Source organism: Streptomyces sp. NPDC056628 (assembly GCF_042792555.1).
In the GTDB taxonomy this organism is placed as follows: domain Bacteria; phylum Actinomycetota; class Actinomycetes; order Streptomycetales; family Streptomycetaceae; genus Streptomyces.
In genome coordinates, this window is sequence record NZ_JBHTWG010000043.1 from 30,025 (window position 1) to 56,130 (window position 26,106).

Annotated in this window: 21 protein-coding genes; 17 read left to right on the top strand and 4 right to left on the bottom strand. The window is 74.2% G+C overall.

Features of this window, described 5'->3' with window-relative positions; genetic code table 11:
* The first annotated feature begins 42 nt into the window (after positions 1–42).
* The 3 genes from ACFRAC_RS32445 to ACFRAC_RS32455 all read left to right on the top strand — a co-directional run bounded on the left by ACFRAC_RS32445 (position 43) and on the right by ACFRAC_RS32455 (position 5,268).
* A complete protein-coding gene (locus tag ACFRAC_RS32445; RefSeq protein ID WP_382936958.1) occupies positions 43–2,970 on the top strand; it encodes an FAD-binding and (Fe-S)-binding domain-containing protein in 2,928 nt (975 codons plus the stop codon).
* Positions 2,971–3,046: 76 nt separating this feature from the next.
* A complete protein-coding gene (locus ACFRAC_RS32450; protein ID WP_382936960.1) occupies positions 3,047–4,171 on the top strand; it encodes a lipid II:glycine glycyltransferase FemX in 1,125 nt (374 codons plus the stop codon).
* A gap of 131 nt (positions 4,172–4,302) precedes the next feature.
* The gene (locus ACFRAC_RS32455) at positions 4,303–5,268 is read left to right on the top strand and encodes a DMT family transporter (protein WP_382936963.1); all 966 of its coding nucleotides are present in this window, start codon (positions 4,303–4,305) and stop codon (positions 5,266–5,268) included.
* On the opposite strand, the gene ACFRAC_RS32460 is transcribed toward ACFRAC_RS32455, so the two are convergent.
* Complete coding sequence (locus tag ACFRAC_RS32460; protein ID WP_382936966.1) at positions 5,265–6,155, bottom strand: hypothetical protein; 891 nt, start codon at positions 6,153–6,155, stop codon at positions 5,265–5,267. The genes ACFRAC_RS32455 and ACFRAC_RS32460 overlap by 4 nt on opposite strands.
* A 198-nt stretch (positions 6,156–6,353) precedes the next feature.
* On the opposite strand from ACFRAC_RS32460, the gene ACFRAC_RS32465 reads away from it, so the two are divergent.
* The 8 genes from ACFRAC_RS32465 (at position 6,354) to ACFRAC_RS32500 (ending at position 16,453) form a co-directional block, all read left to right on the top strand.
* A complete protein-coding gene (locus tag ACFRAC_RS32465; protein ID WP_382936969.1) occupies positions 6,354–7,148 on the top strand; it encodes a TIGR03084 family metal-binding protein in 795 nt (264 codons plus the stop codon).
* A gap of 65 nt (positions 7,149–7,213) precedes the next feature.
* Positions 7,214–8,833: an acyclic terpene utilization AtuA family protein gene (locus ACFRAC_RS32470; protein ID WP_382937027.1), complete on the top strand. Its 1,620-nt coding sequence runs from the start codon at positions 7,214–7,216 to the stop codon at positions 8,831–8,833.
* The gene (locus ACFRAC_RS32475) at positions 8,830–10,428 is read left to right on the top strand and encodes an acyl-CoA carboxylase subunit beta (protein ID WP_382936971.1); all 1,599 of its coding nucleotides are present in this window, start codon (positions 8,830–8,832) and stop codon (positions 10,426–10,428) included. The genes ACFRAC_RS32470 and ACFRAC_RS32475 overlap by 4 nt, the downstream gene beginning before the upstream one ends.
* Before the next feature lie 11 nt (positions 10,429–10,439).
* Positions 10,440–12,284 (top strand): biotin carboxylase N-terminal domain-containing protein, encoded by a 1,845-nt coding sequence (locus ACFRAC_RS32480; protein ID WP_382936974.1) that lies wholly within the window; start codon positions 10,440–10,442, stop codon positions 12,282–12,284.
* Positions 12,285–12,332: 48 nt separating this feature from the next.
* The gene (locus ACFRAC_RS32485; protein ID WP_382936980.1) at positions 12,333–13,469 is read left to right on the top strand and encodes an acyl-CoA dehydrogenase family protein; all 1,137 of its coding nucleotides are present in this window, start codon (positions 12,333–12,335) and stop codon (positions 13,467–13,469) included.
* 37 nt (positions 13,470–13,506) lie between these two features.
* Complete coding sequence (locus ACFRAC_RS32490) at positions 13,507–15,120, top strand: 4-coumarate--CoA ligase family protein (protein ID WP_382936983.1); 1,614 nt, start codon at positions 13,507–13,509, stop codon at positions 15,118–15,120.
* A complete protein-coding gene (locus ACFRAC_RS32495) occupies positions 15,117–15,851 on the top strand; it encodes an enoyl-CoA hydratase family protein (protein WP_382936987.1) in 735 nt (244 codons plus the stop codon). The genes ACFRAC_RS32490 and ACFRAC_RS32495 overlap by 4 nt, the downstream gene beginning before the upstream one ends.
* On the top strand, positions 15,839–16,453 hold the full coding sequence (locus ACFRAC_RS32500; RefSeq protein ID WP_382936990.1) for a TetR/AcrR family transcriptional regulator: 615 nt from the start codon (positions 15,839–15,841) through the stop codon (positions 16,451–16,453). Before ACFRAC_RS32495 ends, ACFRAC_RS32500 begins: the two co-directional genes overlap by 13 nt.
* A 17-nt stretch (positions 16,454–16,470) precedes the next feature.
* On the opposite strand, the gene ACFRAC_RS32505 is transcribed toward ACFRAC_RS32500, so the two are convergent.
* On the bottom strand, positions 16,471–17,703 hold the full coding sequence (locus tag ACFRAC_RS32505; RefSeq protein ID WP_382936995.1) for a protein kinase: 1,233 nt from the start codon (positions 17,701–17,703) through the stop codon (positions 16,471–16,473).
* A gap of 183 nt (positions 17,704–17,886) precedes the next feature.
* Positions 17,887–18,987: a citrate synthase 2 gene (locus tag ACFRAC_RS32510; protein WP_382937001.1), complete on the bottom strand. Its 1,101-nt coding sequence runs from the start codon at positions 18,985–18,987 to the stop codon at positions 17,887–17,889.
* Positions 18,988–19,378: 391 nt separating this feature from the next.
* Between ACFRAC_RS32510 and pdxH the strand changes: the two genes are divergently transcribed.
* From pdxH to ACFRAC_RS32530, 4 genes are all read left to right on the top strand, one after another.
* A complete protein-coding gene (pdxH, locus tag ACFRAC_RS32515; RefSeq protein WP_382937030.1) occupies positions 19,379–20,011 on the top strand; it encodes a pyridoxamine 5'-phosphate oxidase in 633 nt (210 codons plus the stop codon).
* A 328-nt stretch (positions 20,012–20,339) separates the two neighbouring features.
* On the top strand, positions 20,340–20,750 hold the full coding sequence (locus ACFRAC_RS32520) for a RidA family protein (RefSeq protein WP_382937004.1): 411 nt from the start codon (positions 20,340–20,342) through the stop codon (positions 20,748–20,750).
* Positions 20,743–21,240, top strand: a complete 498-nt coding sequence (locus ACFRAC_RS32525; RefSeq protein WP_382937009.1) for a GNAT family N-acetyltransferase — start codon at positions 20,743–20,745, stop codon at positions 21,238–21,240. The genes ACFRAC_RS32520 and ACFRAC_RS32525 overlap by 8 nt, the downstream gene beginning before the upstream one ends.
* 78 nt (positions 21,241–21,318) lie before the next feature.
* Complete coding sequence (locus ACFRAC_RS32530; RefSeq protein WP_382937014.1) at positions 21,319–22,749, top strand: PAS domain-containing protein; 1,431 nt, start codon at positions 21,319–21,321, stop codon at positions 22,747–22,749.
* Positions 22,750–22,766: 17 nt separating this feature from the next.
* On the opposite strand, the gene ACFRAC_RS32535 is transcribed toward ACFRAC_RS32530, so the two are convergent.
* On the bottom strand, positions 22,767–23,522 hold the full coding sequence (locus tag ACFRAC_RS32535) for an SIS domain-containing protein (protein WP_382937018.1): 756 nt from the start codon (positions 23,520–23,522) through the stop codon (positions 22,767–22,769).
* A gap of 253 nt (positions 23,523–23,775) precedes the next feature.
* Here ACFRAC_RS32535 and ACFRAC_RS32540 point away from each other — a divergent pair, with 253 nt between their 5' ends.
* Positions 23,776–24,468: a metal-dependent transcriptional regulator gene (locus ACFRAC_RS32540; protein ID WP_382937020.1), complete on the top strand. Its 693-nt coding sequence runs from the start codon at positions 23,776–23,778 to the stop codon at positions 24,466–24,468.
* A 681-nt stretch (positions 24,469–25,149) separates the two neighbouring features.
* Positions 25,150–26,016: an alpha/beta fold hydrolase gene (locus ACFRAC_RS32545; protein WP_382937023.1), complete on the top strand. Its 867-nt coding sequence runs from the start codon at positions 25,150–25,152 to the stop codon at positions 26,014–26,016.
* The last annotated feature ends 90 nt before the right edge of the window (positions 26,017–26,106 follow it).

Here is a 26,106-nt window from a genome sequence, read left to right on the forward strand (position 1 = left end):
CCGCGCCGGTGCCCGCCGTCACCGGGCTGGTTGAGTGGACGCATGGCGGAACTGGAGACGGAACTGCGGGCGGCCGTCCGGGGCGAGGTCGGGTTCGACGTCACGTCCCGTGCGCTGACGACGATGGACGCGTCCAACTACCGGCGTGTCCCGCTGGGGGTGGTGGCCCCCCGGGACGCCGACGACGTCGCCGCCGCGCTGGCGGTGTGCCGGGAGCACGGGGTGCCGGTGGTGGCGCGCGGCGGGGGCACGTCCATCGCCGGGCAGGCCACCGGCACCGGTGTCGTCCTGGACTTCACCCGGCACATGGACCGGCTGGTGTCACTGGACCCGGGGACGCGCACCGCCGTCGTGCAGCCCGGACTCGTCCTCGACCGGCTCCAGGAGGCCGCCGCCCCGCACGGCCTGCGCTTCGGGCCCGACCCGTCCACGCACAGCCGCTGCACCCTCGGCGGCATGATCGGCAACAACTCCTGCGGATCCCACTCCGTGGCGTGGGGGACGACCGCCGACAGCGTGCGCGAGCTGGACGTGCTCACGGCGCGCGGCGAGCGGCTGCGCCTGGGCCGGGAGTGGGCGGGCGCGCCGGAGGGGCTGCGCGCCCTGGTGGAGGGCGACCTGGCGCGGCTGCGGACCGGTTTCCCCGAGCTGCCCCGCCGGATCTCCGGGTACGCGCTGGACGCGCTGCTGCCCGAGAACGGCGCCGACGTGGCCCGCTCGTTCTGCGGCAGCGAGGGCACGCTCGGCGTGCTCACCGAGGCGGTCGTCCAGCTCGTGCCGGCGCCCCGCGCGCGGGCGCTCGCGGTGCTGGCGTACGCCGACGAGAGTGCCGCCGCCGAGGCGGCCGCCGGGCTGCTGCCGCTGGGGCCGCTCACCGTGGAGGGCATGGCCGCCGACCTCGTGCCGGCGTCGGCCGCGCTGCCCCGCGGCGGCGCGTGGCTGTTCGTGGAGACGGGCGGGGAGTCGGCGGGCGAGGCACGCGCGCGGGCGGAGGCGGTCGTGCGCGCCGCCGACGTGCTCGACGCGGCGGTCGTCACCGACCCGGCCGGGCAGCGGGCCCTGTGGCGCCTGCGGGAGGACGCGAGCGGCACGGCGACGCGGATGCCGGACGGCACGGAGGCGTGGCCCGGCTGGGAGGACTGCGCGGTGCCGCCGCGCCGGCTCGGGGCGTATCTGCGGGAGTTCCGGGCGCTGCTGGCCGCCCACGGGCTGCGCGGGGCGCCGTACGGGCACTTCGGGGACGGCTGCATCCACGTGCGGATCGACTTCGACCTGCTCACCGAGCGGGGCGTCGGCCGCTTCCGGCGCTTCTCCGAGGAGCTGGCCGCCCTGGTCGTGGCGCACGGCGGCTCGCTGTCCGGGGAGCACGGCGACGGGCAGGCGCGGGCCGAGCTGCTGCCGAGGATGTACGGGGAGGAGATGGTCCGCCTCTTCGAGCGGGCCAAGGGTGTGTGGGACCCGGACGGCCTGCTCAACCCGGGGATGCTGGTGCGCCCGGCGCCGCTCGACACGAACCTGCGCTTCGCGGTCCTGCCCCGCGAGCCGGTGGACGTCGCCTTCGGCTACCCGGCGGACGGCGGTGACTTCGCGGCGGCCGTACGGCGCTGCGTCGGTGTCGCCAAGTGCCGTACGACGTCGGTGTCCGGGTCCGCCGTGATGTGTCCGTCGTTCCGTGTGACCGGAGCGGAGGAGCACTCCACGCGCGGGCGTGCCCGGCTGCTGCACGAGATGCTCGCCGGGGAACTGGTGACTGGCGGGTGGCGCTCGGACGAGGTGCGTGACGCGCTGGACCTGTGCCTGGCCTGCAAGGGGTGCCGCTCCGACTGCCCGGTGGGCGTGGACATGGCCACGTACAAGGCGGAGTTCCTGCACCACCACTACGCGGGCCGGCGCCGGCCCGCCGCGCACCACAGCATGGGCCGGCTGCCCCGGTGGCTGCGCCTGGTGGACCGTACGCGGACGGCGGCCCTGGTCAACGCCCTCGCCGCCGTCCGGCCGCTGGCCCGGCTGGCGAAACGGCTCGGCGGGATCGCGCCCGAGCGGCGGCTCCCGCGACTCGCGACCCGCACCTTCAGCCGCTGGTGGGAGACGAGGGAGAGGCCCGCGGCCCCGGCGGGCGGGGAGCGGGTCGTGCTGTGGCCGGACACCTTCACCGAGCATCTGACGCCGTCCGTCGGGCAGGCGGCCGTCCGGGTGCTGGAGGCGGCCGGTCTGCGGGTCGCGCTGCCGCCGACGGTGCGCATGACCCCGTCCGGGCGGGGCGAAGGGATGCGGGTGGCGATGGACCCGCTGTCCGTGCTGCGCGGCCGGCAGCGTGTCTGCTGCGGGCTGACGTACGTCTCCACCGGTCAGCTCGACCGGGCCCGCGCGGTGCTGCGGCGCACGCTGGACCTGATGGAGCCGCTGCTGGAGCGGGACACGCCCGTGGTGGTCCTGGAGCCCAGCTGTGCCGCGTCGCTGCGCTCGGACCTGCCCGAGCTGCTGCACGACGACCCCCGTGCCCGGCGGCTCGCCGACCGCGTCCTGACCTTCGCCGAGGCCCTGGAGCGGTACGCGCCCAGCTGGGCGCCGCCCCGGATCGGGCGGCCGGCGGTCGGGCAGACCCACTGCCACCAGCACGCCGTCCTCGGCGACGGACCCGACCGGCGGCTGCGGGAGGCGGCCGGGCTGACGGGCGAGCTGAGCGGCGGCTGCTGCGGCCTCGCGGGGAACTTCGGGTTCGAGAAGGGGCACTACGACGTGTCCGTGGCATGCGCGGAGGAGCAGCTGCTGCCCGCCGTGTGGGACGCAGGGGAGGACGCCGTGGTCCTGGCGGACGGCTACTCCTGCCGGACCCAGCTGGCGCAGCTCGCGGGCGTGCGGGGCCGGCACCTGGCCGAGGTCCTCGCGGAGGCGCTGGAGACGGCGGGATTGGGCCGTCCGGGATCGGATGGGCCCGCAGGAGATGAGGGGGGAGCGGGGCGCGCCTAGGCTGACGATCAGTGGAACGCCGCCCCGGCCGCGGCCCCCTCCCGGACCGTCCGTCCGGTCACCGACAGGAGCCCCCATGCCCCTCCTCCTCCGGCCCATCACGCGCGACGAGCACCTGGCGTTCGTCGCGGCCCGCCGCTCCGCCAGCCACACCCAGGTCCCGTCCTGGGGCGAGGTGAAGCCGGACTGGACGGCGGAGAGCCTGGGGTGGTTCGACGAGGAGGGGCGGCTGCTGGGCGCGGGCCTCGTGCTGTACCGCCCGCTGCCCCGCCTGAGGAAGTACCTGGCCTATCTGCCGGAGGGGCCGCTCATCGACTGGCACGCGCCCGATCTGGCCGAGCGGTGGCTGGAGCCGATGGTGGCGCACCTGCGGCGCAAGGGGGCGTTCTCGGTGCGGATGGGTCCGCCCGTCGTCGCGCGCCGGTGGAGCCCCGACACGGTGAAGGCGGCCATCGCCGACCCCGCCGCGCACCGGCTGCGCGACGTGGAGCCCACGGCGTACGACCCGCGCGCCGCCGAGGTCGAGGAGCGGCTGCGGGCCGCCGGATGGCGGCGGTCCGAGCCGGCGGGCGAGGAGGGCTTCGCCGCGGGCCAGCCCCGGTACGTCTGCCAGGTGCCGCTGGCCGGGCGGTCGCTGGACGACGTCCGACGGGGGCTCAACCAGCAGTGGCGGCGCAACATCAAGAAGGCCGAGAAGGCGGGCGTCAAGATCGTGCGGGGCGGCCGCGAGGACCTGCCCGTCTTCCACGAGCTGTACCGGGAGACCGCCGAGCGCGACCGGTTCGTCCCACGTCCGCTGCCCTACTTCGAGCGCATGTGGACCGCGCTCACCGCCGAGGACCCCGACCGGATGCGGCTCTACCTCGCCCACCACGACGGCGAGGTCCTCGCCGCCGCCACGATGCTCACCGTCGGCGAGCACGTCTGGTACTCCTACGGCGCCTCCACCAGCCGCCGGCGCGAGGTCCAGCCGAACAACGCCATGCAGTGGCACATGATCGCCGACGCGCACGCGGCGGGCGCCGCCGTCTACGACTTCCGGGGCATCACCGACACCCTGGAGGAGTCCGACCACCTCCTGGGCCTGCTGCGGTTCAAGGTGGGCGCGGGCGGTGAGGCCGTCGAGTACCTGGGCGAGTGGGACCTCCCGGTCAACCGGCTGCTGCACCGGGCCCTGCATCTGTACATGGCCCGCAGGTAGGGCCGGGGCGGCTCCGGCGTCCATACTCTGGGACAGTGGCATGACGGGTTCACACGCCTGACCGAGTCCACTACTCTGGACTTGGCAGTACAGCAAGCTGAACGCATCCCCAGTCGAGCCCTGGAACGCCCGTGAGCATCCCCGAAGCCGCCGCGCCCGCGCACGCCGGCGCCCCGGTCCCCTCCGCACCGGCCGCCGGCACCCCCGTCCGCCGGGGCTCCCTCGGCCCGGTGGGCCTGGTGCTCGCCGGCGGCATCTCGGTCCAGTTCGGCGGCGCCCTCGCGGTCAGCCTGATGCCGCGGGCCGGCGCGCTCGGCGTGGTGGCGCTGCGGCTGCTGGTCGCGGCCGTCGTCCTGCTGCTGGTCTGCCGGCCCCGGCTGCGCGGCCACTCCCGGACCGACTGGGGCACGGTGGTCGTCTTCGGCGTCACCATGTCCGCGATGAACGGCCTCTTCTACCAGTCGGTCGCCCGCATCCCGCTCGGCCCAGCCGTCACCCTGGAGGTGCTCGGCCCGCTCGCCCTGTCCGTGCTGAGCTCACGGCGCGCCCTCAATCTCGTGTGGGCGGGACTGGCCCTCGCCGGTGTCTTCCTGCTCGGCGGTGGCGGCTTCAGCAGCCTCGACCCGCTCGGTGTGGTCTTCGCCCTGGGCGCGGGCGCCATGTGGGCGGCCTACATCGTCTTCAGCGCCCGTACGGGCCGGCGCTTCCCGCAGGCCGACGGTCTCGCGCTGGCGATGGCGGTGGGGGCGGTGCTGTTCCTGCCCCTGGGCCTGGCCGAATCGGGCGCCAAGCTGGCCGATCCGGTGACGATCGGGCTGGGCGCGGCCGTGGCGATGCTCTCCTCGGTCCTGCCGTACACGCTCGAACTCCTCGCCCTGCGCCGCCTGCCCGCGGGCACCTTCGCGATCCTGATGAGCCTGGAGCCGGCGATCGCCGCGACCGCCGGGTTCCTCGTCCTCGACCAGGCCCTGTCCACCCCGCAGGCGCTCGCCATCGCGCTCGTCATCGCGGCGAGCATGGGGGCGGTGCGGACCCAGGTGGGCCGGAGGAAGGCGAAGGCCGCACCCCCCGGCACGTCCTCGAAGGCGCTTTCCTAGCGCATCAGGAGTCCCCGCAGACCCAGCCCGTAGTGCACGCGCAACCGGCGCAGCTCCCACAGGCCCACCGCCGTGACGGAGACCGGGGCACCCAGGATGAACACGTACCGGATCAGCGCCGGCACGCCCGCGTGGGCACCGGTGAGCACGTCGATCAGCGCCATCTCCCACGCCATCGCCATGATCAGCAGCGGCGGCACCGTCTCGTGGATGTCCGCGGTGCGGAAGACGTGCTGGACGGCGAGTCCCACGCCCCAGACGACGAACGGCAGCACCCAGAAGAGGACGAAGAGGGTGGCCACAAGCTGGAAGATCTTCGTCGCCGTCAGCGGGCCCTCCCCGAGCGGACTGCCCTCGTAGAACCCCGAGAGCACGATGGCCGGGAAGACGGAGGCCGCCGCCATCATGGCCACGATCGCGCCGAAGCACCGCCCGGCCCGGCGCAGCAGGTCCCGTCGCGCCGCCGGAGCGGCCAGGCCGTACAGGATGCCGACGACGACCGGGAGGGTGGCCGCCAGCACGAGGGCGCTGGTCCACGACTGGTCGACCTGCTCGTCCGCCGCGTCGCCGAGCCTGGGGGCGAGTTTGTAGGTGTAGGACATCCACATGAACGCGCCCACGCCGACCAGGGTCCTGATCTTCCGCATGCGCGCCACCTCCGGGTCCGAGACGATGCCCGGCCGTGACGGGGTGAAGACCCGGCGCGCGGTGTGGATGGGGCCGATCCGCCGCCGCAGCCGGGTGATCGGCCCGCCGGGCGGCGGCATCGGCGGTCCCGGGTGGGGCTGCGGCGGCACGTAGGGCTGGGGCGGATAGGGCTGAGGCGGCTGCGGCGGGTAGGGCTGGGGCCCCTGGGGCGGCTGCCCGCCCGGGTTCCAGTTGCTCATGGTTCGTCCCCCGATATGCGAGTTGGCGCCGCGATGGGCGCGATCGCCGAGTGTATTGAGCACGCAGCGGCCGCATGGCCCTCACCCCGGGTCATGCACCGAACGACCGCAATTATGCAAGCGTGCTTGCTTGTTTTATTCCGCGCTGCCATGCTCCTCAGCACGCCGCACACCGCCGTGCCCCGAGGGGAGCGTCCCGTGTCCGATCCGACGCCCGTGTTCGACGACCTGCGCGAGGAGAGCGAGGAACTCGACCGGCTGGTGGCCGAGTTGAGTCCCGAGCAGTGGGCGCTCGCCACGCCGGCGCCCGGCTGGAGCGTCGCCCACCAGATCGGGCACCTGGCCTGGACGGACCACTCGGCGCTGCTGGCCGCGACCGACACGGACGCCTTCCACGCCCTGGTGGAGAAGGCGCTGGTGTCGCCGGGCTCCTTCGTCGACGACGGTGCCGAGGAGGGGGCCGCACTGCCGCCCGCCGAGCTGCTGGCGCGCTGGCGCGAAGGCAGGGCCGCCCTCGACACGGCCCTGCGCGCGGCGCCCCAGGGCGCCCGGTTCCCCTGGTACGGCCCGCCCATGTCGGCGCCCTCCATGGCCACGGCCCGACTCATGGAGACCTGGGCCCACGGACTGGACATCGCCGACGCCCTCGGTGTGGTGCGCCCACCCACCGACCGGCTCCGGCATGTGGTGTGGATCGGGGTGCGCACCCGTGACTTCGCCTTCGGCGTCCATGGACTGCCCGTGCCGTTCGAGCCGTTCCGGATCGAACTGACCGCCCCCTCCGGCGACCTGTGGACCTACGGGCCCGAGGACGCCGACCAGCGCGTGACCGGGTCCGCCGTCGACTTCTGCCGCCTGGTCACCCAGCGCGCCCACCGCTCCGACCTGGACCTGCGCGCCGAAGGCCCCGACGCCGACCGCTGGTTCGACATCGCGCAGGTCTTCGCGGGCCCGCCCGGCGCCGGACGCGGCCCGAAGGGGGAGGCCCGGTGACGGCGGCCGCCCGGCCGTTGCGGATCGGCAACGCCTCCGGCTTCTACGGCGACCGCTTCGACGCCATGCGCGAGATGCTGACCGGCGGCGAGCTGGACGTCCTCACCGGTGACTACCTCGCCGAGCTGACCATGCTCATCCTCGGCCGCGACCGGCTGAAGGACCCCGGCGCCGGCTACGCCCGCACCTTCCTGCGCCAGCTGGAGGAGTGCCTCGGCCTCGCGCACGAACGGGGCGTGCGGATCGTCGCCAACGCGGGCGGGCTCAACCCGGCCGGGCTCGCCGACGCCGTACGGGCCCTCGCGGACCGGCTCGGCGTCCCCGTGCGCGTCGCCCACGTCGAGGGCGACGACCTGGCCGCCCGCCACCCCGGCGCGCTCGCCGCCCACGCCTACCTCGGCGGCTTCGGGATCGCCGCCTGCCTGCGGGAGGGCGCGGACGTCGTCGTCACCGGCCGGGTGACCGACGCGGCCCTGGTGACCGGGCCCGCCGCCGCCCACTTCGGCTGGCAGCCCGGCGACCACGACCGGCTCGCGGGCGCCGTCGTCGCCGGGCACGTCCTGGAGTGCGGTGCGCAGGCGACCGGCGGCAACTACGCGTTCTTCGACGCGGCCGCCGCGACCCGCCCCGGCTTCCCCCTCGCCGAACTGCACGAGGACGGCAGCTGCGTCATCACCAAGCACCCCGGCACCGGCGGCCTCGTCGACGTCGGCACGGTCACCGCCCAGCTGCTCTACGAGACGGCGGGCGCCCGCTATCCGGGACCCGACGTCACCGCCCGGCTGGACACGGTACGGCTCACCCAGGACGGCCCCGACCGGGTGCGGATCGACGGGGTGCGCGGCGAGGCCCCGCCCCCGGACCTCAAGGTCGGCGTGAACCGGCTCGGGGGCTTCCGCAACGAGGTCGTCTTCGTGCTCACCGGACTGGACGTCGAGGCCAAGGCGGCGCTCGTACGAGGGCAGATGGACGACGCGTTCGCCAAGTCCCGCCCCGCCGAGGTGCGGTGGGTCCTGGTCCGCACCGACCGGCCCGACGCGCCGACGCAGGAGACGGCCAGCGCCCTGCTCCGGCTGGTCGTGCGGGACCCGTCCCAGGAGAACGTCGGACGGGCGCTCAGCGGGGCGGCCATCGAGCTGGCGCTCGCCAGCTACCCCGGCTTCCATGTGCTCGCGCCCCCGGGAAAGGGAACCCCCTATGGGGTCTTCGAGGGTGTGTACGTCCCCCATGGTGCCGTCGACCATGTGGCCGTCCTCTATGACGGACGCCGGATCAGCGTGCCTCCGCCCCAGGAGACGGCCGTGCTCGACGCCGTCCCGGAGCCTTCGCCGCCGGCCCCCCTGCCGGCCGGGCCCACCCGGCGCGCCCCGCTCGGCCTGGTCGCGGGTGCCCGCAGCGGGGACAAGGGAGGGGACGCCAACGTCGGCGTCTGGGCCCGCACCGACGACGCCTGGCGCTGGCTCGCGCACGCGCTCACCGTGGACCGGTTCCGGGAGCTGATCCCGGAGAGCCGCGAGCTGGCGGTGACCCGCCACGTCCTGCCGCACCTGCGCGCCCTGAACTTCGCCGTCGAGGGCATCCTCGGCGAGGGCGTCGCCGCCCAGCACCGCTTCGACCCGCAGGCCAAGGCCCTCGGTGAATGGTTGCGCAGCCGCCACCTCGACATCCCGGAGAGTCTGCTGTGACCGTCCTGCCCACCGCCCTGGACCCGACGAGCCCCGACCACCGGGCCAACCGCGAGGCCATGCTCGCCAGGCTGGCCGAACTCGACGCCGAGCACGCCAAGGCCCTCGCGGGCGGCGGCGAGAAATACGTCCAGCGGCACCGGGGGCGCGGCAAGCTGCTCGCCCGCGAACGCGTCGAGCTGCTGCTCGACCCGGACACCCCCTTCCTGGAGCTGTCCCCGCTGGCCGCCTGGGGCAGCGACTACACCGTCGGCGCCTCCCTGGTCACCGGCATCGGGGTGGTCGAGGGCGTCGAGTGCCTGATCACCGCCAACGACCCGACCGTGCGCGGCGGGGCCAGCAACCCGTGGTCGCTGAAGAAGGCGCTGCGCGCCAACGACATCGCCCTCGCCAACCGGCTGCCCGTGATCAACCTCGTGGAGTCCGGCGGCGCCGACCTGCCCTCCCAGAAGGAGATCTTCATCCCCGGGGGCGCCATCTTCCGGGACCTGACCCGGCTGTCGGCGGCCGGCATCCCCACCGTCGCCGTCGTCTTCGGCAACTCGACCGCGGGCGGCGCCTATGTGCCCGGCATGTCCGACCACGTGATCATGGTCAAGGAGCGCGCCAAGGTGTTCCTCGGCGGCCCGCCGCTGGTGAAGATGGCGACCGGCGAGGAGAGCGACGACGAGTCGCTGGGCGGTGCCGAGATGCACGCGCGTGTGTCGGGCCTCGCCGACCACTTCGCCGCCGACGAGCCGGACGCCCTGCGCCGGGCGCGCCGCGTGGTCGCCCGGCTCAACCACCGCAAGGCCTACCCGGATCCGGGACCGGCCGAGCCGCCCAAGTACGACCCGGAGGAACTCCTCGGCATCGTCCCCGGCGACCTGAGGACCCCCTTCGACCCGCGCGAGGTCATCGCCCGGATCGTCGACGGCTCCGACTTCGACGAGTTCAAGCCCCTGTACGGCACCAGCCTCACGACCGGGTGGGCGAGCCTGCACGGCTACCCCGTCGGCGTCCTCGCCAACGCACAGGGCGTCCTGTTCAGCGAGGAGTCGCAGAAGGCCGCCCAGTTCATCCAGCTGGCCAACCAGCGCGACATCCCGCTGCTGTTCCTGCACAACACCACCGGCTACATGGTCGGCAGGGAGTACGAGCAGGGCGGCATCATCAAGCACGGCGCCATGATGATCAACGCGGTCAGCAACAGCCGCGTCCCGCACCTGTCCGTCCTCATGGGCGCCTCCTACGGCGCCGGGCACTACGGCATGTGCGGCCGGGCCTACGACCCGCGCTTCCTGTTCGCCTGGCCGAGCGCCAAGTCGGCGGTGATGGGACCCCAGCAGCTCGCCGGGGTGCTCTCCATCGTCGCCCGGCAGTCGGCGGCGGCGAAGGGGCAGCCGTACGACGACGAGGCGGACGCCGCGCTGCGGGCCATGGTGGAGCAGCAGATCGAGTCGGAGTCGCTGCCGATGTTCCTGTCCGGGCGGCTGTACGACGACGGCGTCATCGACCCCCGCGACACCCGCACCGTCCTCGGCCTGTGCCTGTCCGCCGTCCACACCGCCCCCTACGAGGGCGCGCGCGGCGGCTTCGGCGTCTTCCGGATGTGAGGGAACCACCAGTGATCACTTCTGTCCTCGTCGCCAACCGGGGCGAGATCGCCTGCCGCGTCTTCCGCACCTGCCGCGACCTGGGCGTCCGCACGGTCGCCGTGTACTCGGACGCCGACGCGAACGCCCTGCACACCCGCGAGGCCGACACGGCCGTACGGCTGCCCGGGGCGGCGCCCTCCGAGACGTACCTGGACGGCGCCCTGATCGTGAAGGCGGCGCTGACCGCCGGCGCGGACGCCGTGCACCCCGGCTACGGGTTCCTCTCCGAGAACGCCGGCTTCGCGCGCGCCGTCCTCGACGCGGGCCTGGTCTGGATCGGCCCGCCGCCCGAGGCCATCGAGGCGATGGCGTCCAAGACCCGGGCCAAGGAACTGATGGGCCTCGCCCCGCTCGGCGAGGTCACCGAGGCCGACCTGCCCGTCCTGGTGAAGGCCGCCGCGGGCGGCGGCGGGCGCGGGATGCGGATCGTGCGCCGCCTGGACGAGCTCGACGCGGCGCTCGCCGGCGCCCGCGCGGAGGCCGCGAGCGCCTTCGGCGACGGCGAGGTGTTCGTCGAGCCGTACGTCGAGCGGGGCCGCCACGTCGAGGTGCAGATCCTCGCCGACACCCACGGCACGGTGTGGCCGCTGGGCACCCGGGACTGCTCGCTGCAGCGCCGCCACCAGAAGGTCGTCGAGGAGTCCCCGGCGCCCGGGCTGCCCGCCGCCCTCACGGCCGAGCTGCACGCGCTCGCGGTCCGGGCCGCCCGTGCCGTCGACTACGTGGGCGCCGGCACCGTCGAGTTCCTGGTCGCCGGCGACACCGCGCACTTCCTGGAGATGAACACCCGGCTCCAGGTCGAACACCCGGTGACCGAGGAGGTGTTCGGCGTCGACCTGGTCGCGGAGCAGCTGCGGATCGCCGAGGGCCACGCCCTGGACCCCGAGCCGCCCCCCGCGCGCGGGCACGCCGTCGAGGCCCGCCTGTACGCCGAGGACCCGGCCCGCGACTGGGCGCCGCAGACCGGGCGCCTGCACCGCCTCGCCGTCCCCGGCGCCGTCCGCCTGGACACCGGCTTCACCGGCGGCGACGACATCGGCGTCCACTACGACCCGATGCTCGCCAAGGTGATCGCCCACGCCCCCACCCGCGCCGAAGCCGTCCGCACGCTGGCCGCGGCGCTGGAGCGCGCGGTGATCCACGGCCCCGTCACCAACCGCGACCTCCTCGTCCGCTCCCTGCGCCACGAGGAGTTCGCGCGGGCCCGTATGGACACCGGCTTCTACGACCGCCACCTGGCCGGCCTGACGACGCCCGAGCCCGACCCGTACGCCCCGCTGGCCGCCGCCCTCGCCGACGCGCACGGCCGCTCCCGCTTCGGCGGCTTCCGCAACGTCTCCTCCCAGCCGCAGGTCAAGCGGTACGCCGTCGGGGACGAGGAGCACGAGGTCCGCTACCGGCACACCCGCACCGGCCCGGAGGCCGACGGGGTGCGCGTCCTGCACGCGGACGCGCACCGGGTCGTCCTCGAGGCCGACGGCGTACGGCGCACCTTCGAGGTGGCGCGGTACGGCGACGAGGTGCACGTGAACGGCACCCGTCTCACCGCGCTGCCCCGCTTCCCCGACCCCACGGCACAGCTCGCCCCGGGGTCCCTGGTGGCCCCCATGCCGGGGACGGTCGTCCGCGTCGCCGACGGCCTGGCGGAGGGCTCGGCCGTGGAGGCCGGCCAGCCGCTGCTCTGGCTGGAGGCGATGAAGATGGAGCACCGGATCACCGCACCGAGCGCGGGCACGCTCACCGCCCTGCACGCCGCCCCCGGACAACAGGTGTCCGTCGGCGCCCTCCTGGCGGTGGTCCAGCCCTCCGCCTGACGCCCTCGCACTGCCGAACTGCACGGCCAGCCACGACGAAGGAGTCACATGGCCACGATCGAGACCGACGAGCACAAGGCCCTGCGGGCCGCCGTGGCGGCCCTGGGCAGACGCCACGGCCGCGGGTACGACCAGAAGACCCTCTGGGCGGAGGCGGCCAAGCTCGGCTACCTCGGCGTCAACCTGCCCGAGGAGTACGGCGGCGGAGGCCGCGGCATCTCCGAACTCTCCATCGTCCTGGAGGAACTGGGCGCCGCGGGCTGCCCGCTGCTGCTGATGGTCGTCTCCCCGGCGATCTGCGGCACGGTCATCGCCCGCTTCGGCACCGAGGAGCAGAAGCGGCAGTGGCTGCCCGGCCTCGCCGACGGCTCCCTCACCATGGCCTTCGGCATCACCGAGCCGGACGCCGGGTCCAACAGCCACCGCATCACCACCACCGCCCGCCGCGACCTGGACTCGGGGGACTGGATCCTCAACGGGCGCAAGGTGTTCGTCTCCGGCGTCGACATCACCGACGCGACCCTCATCGTCGGCCGCACCGAGGACGCCCGCACCGGCAAGCTCAAGCCGTGCCTGTTCATCGTCCCGCGCGACACCGAGGGCTTCGGGCGGCGCCAGATCGACATGGAACTCAGCGCCGTGGAGAAGCAGTTCGAGCTGACCCTGGACGACGTGCGGCTGCCCGCCGACGCGCTCGTCGGCGACGACGACGCGGGCCTGCTCCAGCTGTTCGCCGGCCTCAACCCCGAACGCATCATGACGGCCGCGTTCGGGATCGGCATGGGCCGCTTCGCGCTGGCCCGCGCCGTCGAGTACGCCCGCGACCGCACGGTCTGGAAGACGCCCATCGGAGCCCACCAGGCCATCGCGCATCCCCTCGCGCAGGCGCACATCGACCTGGAGCTGGCCCGTCTGATGATGCAGAAGGCGGCCTACCTGTACGACGCCGGGGACGACGTGGGCGCGGGCGAGGCGGCCAACATGGCCAAGTACGCGGCCGGGGAGGCGTGTGTGAAGGCCGTCGACCAGGCCGTGCACACCCTCGGCGGCAACGGCCTCACGCGCGAGTTCGGGCTCGCGTCGCTGATAACCGCCGCGCGCGTGTCTCGTATTGCCCCGGTGAGCCGGGAGATGATTCTCAACTACGTCTCCCACCAGACCCTGGGTCTGCCCAAGTCGTACTGACCGGCAGCCGACCGGCACCGTGTCGCGAGGAGGAACCGTGTTCCGCAGCGAGTACGCAGACGTCCCGGCCGTAGAACTCCCCATCCACGAGGCGGTGCTGGGCCGGGCCGCCGAGTTCGGGGACGCCCCCGCGCTCATCGACGGCACCGACGGCACCACCCTCAGCTACGAACAGCTCGACCGCTTCCACCGGCGGGTCGCCGCCGGTCTGGCCGAGGCGGGCGTGCGCAAGGGTGACGTGCTCGCCCTGCACAGCCCGAACACGATCGCCTTCCCCACCGCGTTCTACGCGGCCACGCGCGCGGGTGCCTCCGTCACCACGGTGCACCCGCTCGCCACCCCCGAGGAGTTCGCCAAGCAGCTCAAGGACTGCGCGGCCCGGTGGATCGTCACCGTGTCGCCGCTGCTGGAGACGGCGCGCCGGGCCGCCGAACTCGCGGGCGGCGTCCAGGAGATCCTCGTGTGCGACAGCGCGCCCGGACACCGGTCGCTGATCGACATGCTGGGCTCCACCGCCCCCGAGCCGCGGGTCGCCATCGACCCGGTGGAGGACGTCGCGGCGCTGCCCTACTCCTCCGGCACCACCGGCATCCCCAAGGGCGTGATGCTCACCCACCGGCAGATCGCCACCAACCTCGCCCAGCTCGAACCCTCCATGCCGGCCGGGCCCGGCGACCGCATCCTCGCCGTGCTGCCGTTCTTCCACATCTACGGCCTCACCGCGCTGATGAACGCGCCCCTGCGGGTCGGCGCCACGGTCGTCGTGCTGCCCCGCTTCGACCTGGAGACGTTCCTCGCGGCCATCCAGAACCACCGCATCACCGGCCTGTACGTGGCCCCGCCCATCGTGCTGGCCCTCGCCAAGCACCCGCTGGTCGCCGAGTACGACCTGTCGTCGCTGGAGCACATCGTCAGCGCCGCCGCGCCCCTGGACGCCAGGCTCGCCGCCGCCTGCTCCCAGCGGCTCGGCCTGCCGCCGGTCGGCCAGGCGTACGGCATGACCGAGCTGTCGCCCGGCACCCATGTCGTCCCGCTGGCCGCCATGGCCGACGCGCCGCCCGGGACCGTCGGCAAGCTGATCGCCGGCACCGAGATGCGCATCGTCTCCCTCGACGACCCGGACAAGGACCTCGGCGTCGGCGAGTCCGGCGAGATCCTGATCCGCGGGCCCCAGGTCATGAAGGGCTATCTGGGCCGCCCCGACGCCACCGCCGCGATGATCGACGAGGACGGCTGGCTGCACACCGGCGACGTGGGCTATGTCGACGGTGGGGGCACCTCCCGCTCGAGCGAAGCCGAGAGTGGGGGAGGCTGGCTGTTCGTGGTCGACCGGGTCAAGGAGCTCATCAAGTACAAGGGCTTCCAGGTGGCCCCCGCCGAACTGGAGGCCCTGCTGCTCACCCACCCCGGCATCGCGGACGCCGCGGTGATCGGCTGCTACAACGACGAGGGCAACGAGGTCCCGCACGCCTATGTGGTCCGCCAGCCGTCCGCGCCGGAGCTGACCGAGGGCGACGTCATGATGCACGTCGCCGAACGCGTCGCCCCCTACAAGCGGGTCCGCCGGGTCACCTTCATCGACGGTGTCCCGCGGGCCGCCTCCGGCAAGATCCTGCGCCGCGAACTGCGGACGCCGAAGGAGAGCGCATGACGCTGATCGGCCGCGCCCACGCGCGCGGTGTGCACACCCTGAGCCTCGACTCCCCGGACACCCGCAACGCGCTGTCGGCGGCCCTGGTGGGCGAGCTGGCCGGGGCACTGACGGAGTGCGGCGAGGACGCCGAGGTGCGCGCGGTCGTGCTCACCCACACCGGGAACACCTTCTGCGCGGGTGCCGACCTGCGGGACCCGCCGGACCCGGACGCGCTGGTGGCGCTGCTGCGGGGGATCGTCGCCCTGCCGAAACCCGTCGTCGCCCGCGTCACCGGACACGTCCGCGCCGGCGGCCTCGGGCTCCTCGCGGCCTGCGACATCGCCGCCGCCGCCCGCACGGCCACCTTCGCGTTCACGGAGGTCCGCATCGGGGTGGCCCCGGCGGTGATCTCGCTGCCGGTGATGCCCCGCGCGGACCCGCGCGCCCTCGCCCGCTACTACCTCACCGGGGAGCGGTTCACCGCGCCGGAGGCGGTCCGCGTCGGCCTGCTGACGGCCGAGGGCGACGACGTGGACGCCGTCCTGGAACCCGTCCTGGACGGCCTGCGCAGGGCCGCCCCCCAGGCCCTGGCCGAGACGAAAGCGCTGCTCGCGGCTAGGGTGCTGGAAACCTTCGACCGGGACGCGGCCGGACTGACCGCGCTCTCGGCCCGGCTGTTCTCCTCCTCCGGTGCCCGTGAGGGGATGACGGCCTTCCTCGAAAGACGGGATCCGGAATGGGTGGTGTGAGCACGGCCGGCGACCGGGTGGACCGCGTGCCCAAGCAGGACCGCAGCCGCGTCACCCGGCAGCGGCTCCTGGAGGCCGCCGTGGCCTGTCTGGCCGAGCACGGCTGGGCGGGCTCCACGGTGTCCGTCGTGGCCGAACGGGCCGGCGTCTCGCGGGGCGCGGCCCAGCATCACTTCCCGACCCGCGAGGACCTGTTCACGGCGGCCGTCGAGTACGTCGCCGAGGAGCGCTCCACGGCCCTGCGCGCCCTCTTCCCCGAGGGCGCGTCAGACGACCGGCACACGGTCGTCGCCGCCCTCGTGGACCTCTACACCGGCCCCCTGTTCCGCGCGGCCCTGCACCTGTGGGTCGCCGCGTCCGACGAGGAGCAGCTGCGTCCCCGGGTCACCGAGCTGGAGGCCCGCGTCGGCCGGGAGACCCATCGCATCGCCGTGGAGCTGCTGGACGCCGACGAGTCGCGCCCCGGCGTCCGGGAGTCCGTGCAGGGCCTGCTCGACATGGCCCGCGGCCTGGGCCTGGCCAACCTGCTCACCGACGACACCGGCCGCCGGGCCCGGGTGGTGGCGCAGTGGGCCCGACTGCTGGACGAGGCCCTGGGCTGAGCGCCGTCGGGTGCGCCTCAGTCGTCCCCGTCCTCGTCGTCCTGCACGGCGGCCGGGGACGGCGGAGCGGCCGGGTCCGAGGCGCCCGCGGTCGGCGGGGCCTCCGACGTCGTCCCGGCACCCCCGGTGTCGTCCGGCGCGAACCACGTCATGCCGAGCAGCATCGCGGCCACGAACAGCAGCGCGCCCGCGGCCGTGGCGGCGATGCGCCGGGCGCCGAACCCGGACGGGGACGCGGACCGGCTCCGGGCCCGCGCGCGCGAGCGCACGGGGGCCTGGGCCCGGGGGCGCGGCTCGGGGGCCGCCTGGGCCGAGGGCAGCATGTACGTGGTCGGGCCGCCGGTCGCGCCACGCCGCCGGGACACGGGGGCGGGGACCGGGGCCGTCGATGCGGGCCGGGAGGGCTGTGCGGCCGGCTCGGGGAGCGGCTCGGGGCGGCCCCGCCAGGCGCCGGCGGCGAACCAGTCGGCGGCCTGCTGGGCGCCCGGCCGGTGCTCGGGGTCCTTGGCGAGCAGGCCCAGCAGATAGTTCTCGAAGGCGGGCGGCAGCCCGGTGACACCCAGCTCGCGCGGCGGCACGGGTGTGGCGTCCAGGTGCTGGTGCAGGATGGCGACGGCCGTGTCGGCGTTGAACGGCGGGCGCCCGGTGAGCATCTGGTAGAGCACACAGCCCAGCGCGTAGACGTCGGAGGCGGGTCCGGCGGGCTTGCCCAGCGCCCGCTCGGGGGCGAGGTAGAGGCTGGTGCCGACGATCTGCCCGGTGGCGGTCAGCGCGGCGCCGGGGTCGTCGAGGAAGCGGGCGATGCCGAAGTCGCCGATCTTGAGGGCGCCGTCGGCGTCCAGCAGCAGATTGCCGGGCTTGATGTCCCGGTGGACGACGCCCTGCCGGTGCGCGGCGGCGAGTCCGGCGGCGGCCTCGGCGGCCATCCGGGCCACGCGGTCGGCGGGCTGGGCGCCGGACCGCGTGAGCACCCGGGCGAGGCTGTCGCCCTCGACGAGCTCCATCACCAGGTAGAGCTGGTTGTCGTGCTCGCCGAAGTCGCGGACGCCCACCACGTTGGGGTGGTCGATCCGTGACGCGGTCCGCGCCTCCAGCCGGAACCGGGAGGCGGCGGTCGGGTCGGAGTCCTGGGGCAGCAGCAGCTTGACGGCCACCTGCCGGTCCAGGGTCCCGTCGTAGGCCCGCCAGACCTCCCCCATGCCCCCGCGTCCGATCGACTCGATCAGCCGGTAGCGGCCCGCTATCAGCACCTGTTCCCATCCTCATGCCGGGGGACGTGTGGGTCGCCGCGGCCACAACTCGCCCTGTCGGGAAGGGCGATGACTGGGGGTGCCGCAGCCGCCCCAGCATACTGGCGCAGTGGATCACCGACGCCGCGTGCGCCGCCCGCGTGAGGTGGCCGGCGGGGGTGGAGCCGCCCGCCGGCCGGGCGGTCAGCGCGCGATGTCGGCGTAGCCCTCGACCTCGCGCGGGTTGCGCGGGCCCGGGCCCACGTAGCGCGCGGAGGGGCGGACGAGGCGGCCGGTGCGCTTCTGCTCCAGGATGTGCGCGGACCAGCCCGCCGTACGGGCGCACGAGAACATCGACGTGAACATGTGCGCCGGGACCTGGGCGAAGTCCAGCACGATGGCCGCCCAGAACTCGACGTTGGTGGCCAGCACCCGGTCCGGGCGGCGGCTGTGCAGTTCCGCCAGGGCCGCCTTCTCCAGGGCCTCGGCGACCTCGAAGCGGGGGGCGCCGAGCTCCCGCGCGGTGCGGCGCAGCACCCGGGCGCGGGGGTCCTCGGCGCGGTAGACGCGGTGCCCGAAGCCCATCAGGCGCTCGCCCCGGTCGAGGGTCTGCTTCACGTACGCCTCGGCGTCCCCGGTGCGCTCGATCTCCTCGATCATGTGCAGCACCCGGGAGGGCGCCCCGCCGTGCAGCGGACCGGACATGGCGCCCACGGCTCCGGAGAGGGCCGCGGCCACGTCCGCGCCGGTGGAGGCGATGACGCGGGCCGTGAAGGTGGAGGCGTTCATGCCGTGCTCGGCGGCGGACGTCCAGTAGGCGTCGACGGCGGCCACGTGCTTGGGGTCGGGCTCGCCGCGCCAGCGGATCATGAAGCGCTCGACGACGGACTGCGCCTTGTCGATCTCGCTCTGCGGCACCATGGGCAGGCCCTGGCCGCGCGCGGACTGGGCCACGTAGGACAGGGCCATGACGGCCGCCCGGGCGAGGTCGTCGCGGGCCTGCTCCGCGTCGATGTCCAGGAGCGGTTTCAGGCCCCACACGGGTGCCAGCATGGCGAGCGCGGACTGCACGTCGACGCGGATGTCCCCGGAGTGCACGGGGATCGGGAAGGGCTCGGCCGGCGGCAGCCCGGGACGGAACGCACCGTCGACGAGCAGCCCCCAGACGTTGCCGAACGAGACATGACCGACCAGGTCCTCGATGTCGACGCCGCGGTACCTGAGCGCGCCGCCCTCCTTGTCGGGTTCGGCGATCTCCGTCTCGAACGCGACGACTCCCTCGAGCCCGGGTACGAAGTCGGACATCAGGCGGCTCCTCGTGATGGGTGCGACGGATGGTGTTGTGGTGGGTGGAACGACACTCGTGCGGCCGGCGAGACGGGATGCGCGCCCCCGGCGGATCCACGGTCACGGACCCGCTACCCCGGATCGTCCGGGTGCCACGGGCCTCGTCGGACTCGCGGTCCGGGGCGTATCCCTGTGATGCCCCGTGCGCCCGGCGCTCATCCAACCCGGGCCACTTCCCCGAACGATATCCCTGAGTGCCACTTTTGGGGAGGTCTCGCGGCACTCAGTGCCATGCGGGGATCCGGTGGCGACCGTCCCCGGTGCCGCGTCCCTCATACGGCAGGATGACCGCGTGACCGACCCAGACGCCTCCCTCGAACCCGCCGCGCCCGACTTCGACCCGGCCGCGATGCGCAAGCACTACCGGGCCGAGGGCCTCGCCGAGCACGACCTGGCCGACGGCCCGGTGGAACAGTTCGCGCGCTGGTTCCGGCAGGCCGCGGCGCAGGCCCACCTCTTCGAACCGAACGCCATGATCGTCTCCACGGCCGACGGCGAGGGCCGGCCCAGCTCGCGCACCGTGCTGCTGAAGCAGTTCGACGAGCGGGGCTTCGTCTTCTACACCAACTACGACTCCCGCAAGGCCCGCGACCTCGCCGAGAATCCGTACGTCTCGCTGCTGTTCCCCTGGCATCCGATGGCGCGCCAGGTCATCGTGACGGGCGTGGCACGGCGCACCGGCCGCGACGAGACGGCCGCCTACTTCCGCACCCGGCCGCACGGCTCCCAGCTCGGCGCCTGGGCCAGCGCCCAGTCGTCCGTCATGGCCTCCCGCGCCGAGCTCGACGCGTCGTACGCGGAGCTCGCCGCACGCTATCCCGAGGGTGTGGAACAGGTGCCGGTGCCGCCGCACTGGGGCGGCTTCCGGGTCTTGCCGAGCATGGTCGAGTTCTGGCAGGGCCGGGAGAACCGGCTGCACGACCGGCTGCGGTACGTGGCCGAGCCCGACGGAGGCTGGCGGGTGGAGCGGCTCAGCCCGTGAGCCGCCCGGGACGGCCCGGGAACGCAGCGACCCGCGAGCTCAGGTCCCTCCGCCGGGGCGGGGGAGCCGGCCGGACGTACCGGCGAGCTCGCGGGTCGGGTGACTGCGTGGAATTGGCCGGCTGCGTGCAAGGCTCACACGCTGGTCCGGCACCGCACGTGGTGGGGTGACGGGCCGCTAGCCCGCAGCCACCTCTTCCGTCCGGTATGCATACATCTGCCGAACCACCTCCTTTCCGAAGTACAGCCCACCCTAAGAACCGAACCCGCCTCGCTCAACCCCTTTTTTTCTTGGACGCGGACGACGCCCCTCACCTAGCGTTCCGCGTATGACGGAGCGAGGCGGGGTGCGAACGGCGATCCTGAGCGGGTCGCCGTTCGAGGAGCAGATCGGGTACGCGCGTGCGGTGGTCGACGGCGACCGGGTGCACGTGTCGGGCACGACCGGGTTCGACTACACGGCGATGACCATCTCCGAGGACGTGGTGGAGCAGGCCGAGCAGTGCCTGCGCAACGTGGGGGCGGCGCTGGAGGAGGCGGGGGCGTCCTTCGCCGACGTGGTGCGGGTGCGCTACCTGCTGCCCGACCGGGACGACTTCGAGCCCTGCTGGCCGGTGCTGCGCCGGTACTTCGGCGAGGTGCGCCCGGCGGCGACGATGATGGTGTGCGGGCTCGCCGACCCGCGGATGCGCATCGAGATCGAGGTCTGTGCCCGCAAGGGGAGTGGGTCGGGTGTCTGAGCCGCGGATCGTGCCGGTGGACGGCGAGACGGCGCTCCAGGAGTGGCGCCACGTCCACAACGTCATCGTGCCGCCCGCCGCCCTGAGCCTCGACGAGGTGCGCGAGCGCGCCGGGCGGTACCGCCTGCGCAACGCGTACGAGGGCGACGTCCTCGTCGGCTGCTCGACCGTGCGTCCGCCCCAGGGGGAGGACGCGGTCGCGACGGTCATCGCGCGCGTGCTGCCCGGCCATCGGGGCCGCGGGTACGGCACGGCCCTCTACGCGGACGGGCTCGCCCACGCGCGGGCGCTGGGTGCCCGGGCCGTCGAGACGTGTGTGCTCGCCGTCAACGAGGACGGGCTGCGGTTCGCGCGTGCCCGGGGCTTCGTCGAGACCGACCGCTATGTGCTGGACGGGGCCGCCGGGGAATGGGTGGACCTGCGGCTGGAGGGGCCGGGGACGGCCGGTGCAACGATTCCTTCAATCTTGCGGGAACCCGGTGTGGGCTGAGTCACGTTCCAGTTAGATGAGGGTGAGTGAGTGAACCGGCGCGCCGTACCGACGGGCGCGGCTTGGCAGGGGGTCCAGGTGAGTGCTTCCCGGCGTAGTGGGACCACCGACGAGCTGGGACCGGACGAACCCGAGCGGGACGGTCCGGACGAGTCGTCGGCCGGTGCCGAGAGTCCGGCGGGCGGGTCCGATCTGCTGGCCGCCCTGCTGGACGGGATGGACGCGGCCCTGTGCGCGTTCGACGCGGACGGGGTCCTGACCCACTGGAACCGCGAGGCGGAGCGCATCCTCGGCTGGACCGCCGCCGAGGCCGTCGGCCGGCCCGGGTTCGCCGGCTGGGCGGTGCGCCCGGCGGACGCCGAGGAGGTCGAGGCCCGGCTGATGTCCGCGATGCGGGCGCCCGGCCGCCAGGTGCACGAGTTCGCGCTGCTGACGAAGGACGGCGGCCGGGTCCTCGTGCGCACCCAGTCGGCCGCCGTGCGCGGCCCGGACGGCGAGCCCGCCGGGGTGTACTGCGCCTTCAGCGAGGTGCACACCCAGATCGACCTGGAGCGGTCCATCGCGCTCAGCGAGGCGCTCCTCGATGACGCGTCCTGGGGCGTGGTCCTCGTCGACGCCGACCTGCGTCCCGCCGTCGTGAACGCCCACGCGGCCCGTGCCCTCGGCATCGGCCGCACCTCCGTGCTCGGCCGGCCGCTCGGCGACCTGCTCGCCCAGGGCGTGGAGGAGCTGGAGAGCGCGCTCACCCATGTGCTGGCGGAGGGCGCGCCCCCCGCCCCGGCCGAGATCTGGGTGAGCGTGCGCACCCCGGAGGGCGACCGGCGCCGCTGCTGGCGGTGCGGATTCGTCCGCCTCGCCTCGCCGCTCGCGGAGGAGCCGGTGCCGCTCGGCGTCGGCTGGTTCTTCCAGGACGTCACCCAGGCCAAGCAGACCGAGCAGGAGGCGGCGCTGCTGCGGTTCCGGACCAACCAGCTGCACCGGGCGGCGCGGGCCGCGGCGGAGTGCGAGGACCCCGCCGAGGCGGCGACCGTCCATCTGGACTTCGCGCTGGCGGGCTTCGCCGACCACGCCCTGATCGACCGGGTCGCGGGCGGCGCGGTGCGCGACGCGGAGGCCGCGGGCCCGGTCCGGCTGGTCCGGGTCGCGGTCACGCCGTCCGGCGCCCCGGGCCCCTCCCGGCTCGGCGGGGAGGCCGGTCTCCCCGTGCGCTACGGCGAGGGCCACCCGGCGCTGCAGTGCGTGGCACGGGCCGGGTCGGTCCGTGCGGCGGCCGGCGACGTGCCGCCCGAGCGGGCGCGTGCCTGGGCCGTGAGCCGGCAGTGGCCGGCGGACGCGGTGTACGCCCTGTGCGCGGTGCTGCGCAGCCGGGGCCGGACGTTGGGCGTCGTGACGTTCCTGCGCGGCGCCGGCCGCACCGCCTTCGAGCGGAGCGACGCGGTGTACGCGGAGGACGTGGCGGTGCGCATCGCCTCCGCGCTGGACCTGGCGGGATCGGCGGACACCCCGTAGGGGGTGCCCGCTCCCGGTCAGTGCCGGTAGAAGATCCGGTCGCCGTACTCCTCGAAGATCCGGCGGTTCCACTCGTGGCCGCCGTCCACGTTGCCCGAGCGCAGCAGCGGGACCTCGATGCCCCGGGCGGCCAGCGAGGCCGCGGCGGTCGCCATGACGGCCTGCAGGAGCGCCGAGGTGACGACCGTGGACGCCGGGGCGAAGGGCGCCGGGATGGTGTCGAGGGTCAGCTCCGCGTCGCCGATCGCGATCTTCGAGTCGAGGACGACGTCGCAGTGGTCCTTCAGGAAGGTGCCGGAGGCGTGCCGGGACGTCGTCTGCGCGGCGTACGCCACCGACGTCACGCCGATGACCCGCACCCCGAGGGAGCGCGCGTGCCGGGCCATCTCCACCGGCAGCGCGTTGCGCCCGGACAGCGAGACGACCACGAGCGCGTCGCCGGCGCGCAGCGGCGAGCTGTCCAGGACGGCGGTCGCGAGCCCGTCGACGCGTTCGAGGGCGGAGCCCAGCGTGGCGGGCACGACGTCCACGCCCACGGCGCCCGGCACCGCGAGCAGGTTCATCAGGGCCAGGCCGCCCGCGCGGTAGACGACGTCCTGGGCGGCCAGGGAGGAGTGCCCGGCGCCGAAGGCGAACAGCCGCCCCCCGCCGGCGGCTGTGTCCGCGAGCAGGGTGCCGGCCGCCTCGATGGCCTCCGCCTCCTCGGCGCGGGCCCGCTGGAGCAGGCCGATCGCGGCGTCGAAGAACTGCTCGGCCGGCGTGCTGTCGCTCATGCGGGGCCCTCCGGGGTGCCGGGTGGTGCGTCGGGGTGTGTCGCGGATCACGGTGCGGTCTGGACCAGTGCGGTGTCAATACGGGGTGCCGGCGCGGTGGCCCGGCCCCGCGCGGGCCGGACGGTGTCGGGGTTTCGGTGGCGCGGCACGGTTGTCAGCGCCATCCGGCAGAATTGAGTCAGGGCCAGCGCACGCGCCGCGGAGCTGTCTCGCTTCCGGCTGATCTCATCGCAGAGCTAATCGAGGGGCACGTATGTCCGGACTGATCGACACCACGGAGATGTATCTCCGCACCATCCTCGAGCTGGAGGAGGAAGGTGTGGTCCCCATGCGCGCCCGGATCGCCGAGCGGCTGGACCAGAGCGGGCCGACCGTGAGCCAGACCGTGGCACGGATGGAGCGGGACGGCCTGGTGTCCGTCGCCACCGACCGGCACCTGGAGCTCACCGACGAGGGGCGCCGGCTGGCCACCCGTGTCATGCGCAAGCACCGCCTGGCCGAGTGTCTGCTGGTCGACGTGATCGGCCTGGAGTGGGAGCAGGTGCACGCCGAGGCGTGCCGCTGGGAGCACGTGATGAGCGAGGCCGTGGAGCGGCGGGTGCTGGAGCTGCTGCGCCACCCCACCGAGTCGCCGTACGGCAACCCCATCCCGGGCCTGGAGGAGCTGGGCGAGAAGGACGGCGCCGACCCCTTCCTCGACGAGGGCATGGTCTCGCTGGCCGACCTGGACCCGGGCGCCGAGGGCAAGACGGTGGTCGTGCGCCGGATCGGTGAGCCGATCCAGACCGACGCGCAGCTGATGTACACGCTGCGCCGGGCGGGTGTGCGGCCCGGCTCGGTGGTGAGCGTGACCGAGTCGGCGGGCGGTGTCCTGGTCGGCAGCAGCGGTGAGGCGGCCGAGCTGGACTCGGAGGTCGCCTCCCACGTGTTCGTCGCGAAGCGCTGAGCCCGGCCGCGCCCCGCGGGGTGCGGCCCCGAAGCGGCTGTGCGAGGGGGAGTCGTGGTGCTCCCCGGATCTGGCCGTCCGGCAAGATCCAGTGCTCCGAATCGCAGCGCGGGGCCCGCGCGCGTGCGAGGCTGTCGGCTGAGGCATGCGACCTGAGAGCTCTTGGCCGTGACCCGGCGCCGCCGCGTCCGGCCGGGGAAGGGGCGGGAGGAGATGTGCCGTCGCCGTGGAGAGGGCCCCGGCGCCGTGTGGCGCCGGGGCCTGTCCTCCCCTGCTGACCCGGAGCCCCGAGCTCCCAGGGTCATCCCCCTCGGACCGTTTTCCCCGAGCGGTCCGCCTCCCGATGAAGGTCTCCCCCGGGCGAAGGCGATCAATCGTGACAAGGGGTCACCCGAACGTGGGGTGTTGTCCGCGAGAACCGCATTTTCGAATAAGAGTTCGATAGTCTCCGGTGACAGGTCGGGCGGGCCGTGCGCTGCAGAGATGTGCGCATAAGATCACGTCGGACGCACACGACACGCACATCGTTCGCGAGGGAGTCGTCGCCGCGGGTGACGCGGGCGGCGCGGTGCTTCGGACGGGTCACGGCGGATACGGCAGGCACAGACACAGCAGGCGGACGCGGAGCACAGGACCGGCCCACGCGAGCGGTCCGAGTGGAGCTAGGGGGTGCCAGGACCAATGGCGCGGCGCATCGACGTGACCGGGACGGACGGCGTACGTCTCGCGGCCTGGGAGTTCGGCGACCCCCCGAAGTCCGATCCTCATCCGGGACCCAGGGACACCCCCGGAGTGCTCTTATTGCACGGCCTGATGGGCCGCGCCTCCCACTGGGCCTCCACCGCCCGCTGGCTCTCCGAGCGGTACCGCGCGATCGCCCTCGACCAGCGGGGCCACGGCCGCAGCGACAAGCCCGTCGGGGCCGCGTACACCCGCGAGGCGTACGTCGACGACGCCGAGGCGGCCCTCGAACAGCTCGGCCTGAGCCGGGCCGTCCTCGTCGGCCACGCCATGGGCGCCCTGACCTCCTGGCAGCTCGCCGCGCGCCGCCCCGACCTGGTGAGCGGCGTGGTCATCTGCGACATGCGGGCCTCCGCGCTCGGCGCGGCCTCGCAGCGCGAGTGGGCGGAGTGGTTCAAGGCCTGGCCGGTCCCCTTCGCCACGCTCGCCGACGTACGCAAGTGGTTCGGCGAGGACGACCCGTGGGTCGAGCGCCCCAACCCCGCCCGCGGCGAGTTCTACGCCGAGGTCATGCACGAGTGCGAGGACGGCTGGCGTCCGGTCTTCGACCCGGAGCAGATGCTGCGCACCCGCGAGACCTGGGTGTACGACGCGCACTGGGAGGAACTGGCACAGGTCAGGTGCCCGGCGCTGGTCGTGCGCGGACTCGACGGCGAGCTGGGACGGGCCGAGGCCCAGGAGATGGTCCGCGTCCTGCCGCGCGGGCAGTACGCGGAGGTCGCGGACGCAGGCCACCTCGTGCACTACGACCAGCCGGAGGGCTGGCGCACGGCCGTGGAGCCGTTCTTGGACGCCGTGTGGGCCTAGGTGTATTGACCCGCAGCGTTGTTCACGCGGCTGATGGGTGGCTGGCCTGCGAGTGCGGTGTGGCAGCGGTGGTGGTTGTAGGTGTGCAGG

Excerpts from the sequence above, each read along its gene's own strand:
- ACFRAC_RS32540 (WP_382937020.1), top strand. The coding sequence starts at position 23,776 with ATGTCCGGACTGATCGACACCACGGAGATGTATCTCCGCACCATCCTC.
- ACFRAC_RS32545 (WP_382937023.1), top strand. The coding sequence starts at position 25,150 with ATGGCGCGGCGCATCGACGTGACCGGGACGGACGGCGTACGTCTCGCG.
- ACFRAC_RS32535 (WP_382937018.1), bottom strand. The coding sequence starts at position 23,522 with ATGAGCGACAGCACGCCGGCCGAGCAGTTCTTCGACGCCGCGATCGGC.
- ACFRAC_RS32470 (WP_382937027.1), top strand. The coding sequence starts at position 7,214 with ATGCGCGAGATGCTGACCGGCGGCGAGCTGGACGTCCTCACCGGTGAC.
- ACFRAC_RS32445 (WP_382936958.1), top strand. The coding sequence starts at position 43 with ATGGCGGAACTGGAGACGGAACTGCGGGCGGCCGTCCGGGGCGAGGTC.
- ACFRAC_RS32510 (WP_382937001.1), bottom strand. The coding sequence starts at position 18,987 with ATGTCCGACTTCGTACCCGGGCTCGAGGGAGTCGTCGCGTTCGAGACG.
- ACFRAC_RS32520 (WP_382937004.1), top strand. The coding sequence starts at position 20,340 with ATGACGGAGCGAGGCGGGGTGCGAACGGCGATCCTGAGCGGGTCGCCG.
- ACFRAC_RS32460 (WP_382936966.1), bottom strand. The coding sequence starts at position 6,155 with ATGAGCAACTGGAACCCGGGCGGGCAGCCGCCCCAGGGGCCCCAGCCC.
- ACFRAC_RS32485 (WP_382936980.1), top strand. The coding sequence starts at position 12,333 with ATGGCCACGATCGAGACCGACGAGCACAAGGCCCTGCGGGCCGCCGTG.
- ACFRAC_RS32500 (WP_382936990.1), top strand. The coding sequence starts at position 15,839 with ATGGGTGGTGTGAGCACGGCCGGCGACCGGGTGGACCGCGTGCCCAAG.
- ACFRAC_RS32450 (WP_382936960.1), top strand. The coding sequence starts at position 3,047 with ATGCCCCTCCTCCTCCGGCCCATCACGCGCGACGAGCACCTGGCGTTC.
- pdxH (WP_382937030.1), top strand. The coding sequence starts at position 19,379 with ATGCGCAAGCACTACCGGGCCGAGGGCCTCGCCGAGCACGACCTGGCC.
- ACFRAC_RS32495 (WP_382936987.1), top strand. The coding sequence starts at position 15,117 with ATGACGCTGATCGGCCGCGCCCACGCGCGCGGTGTGCACACCCTGAGC.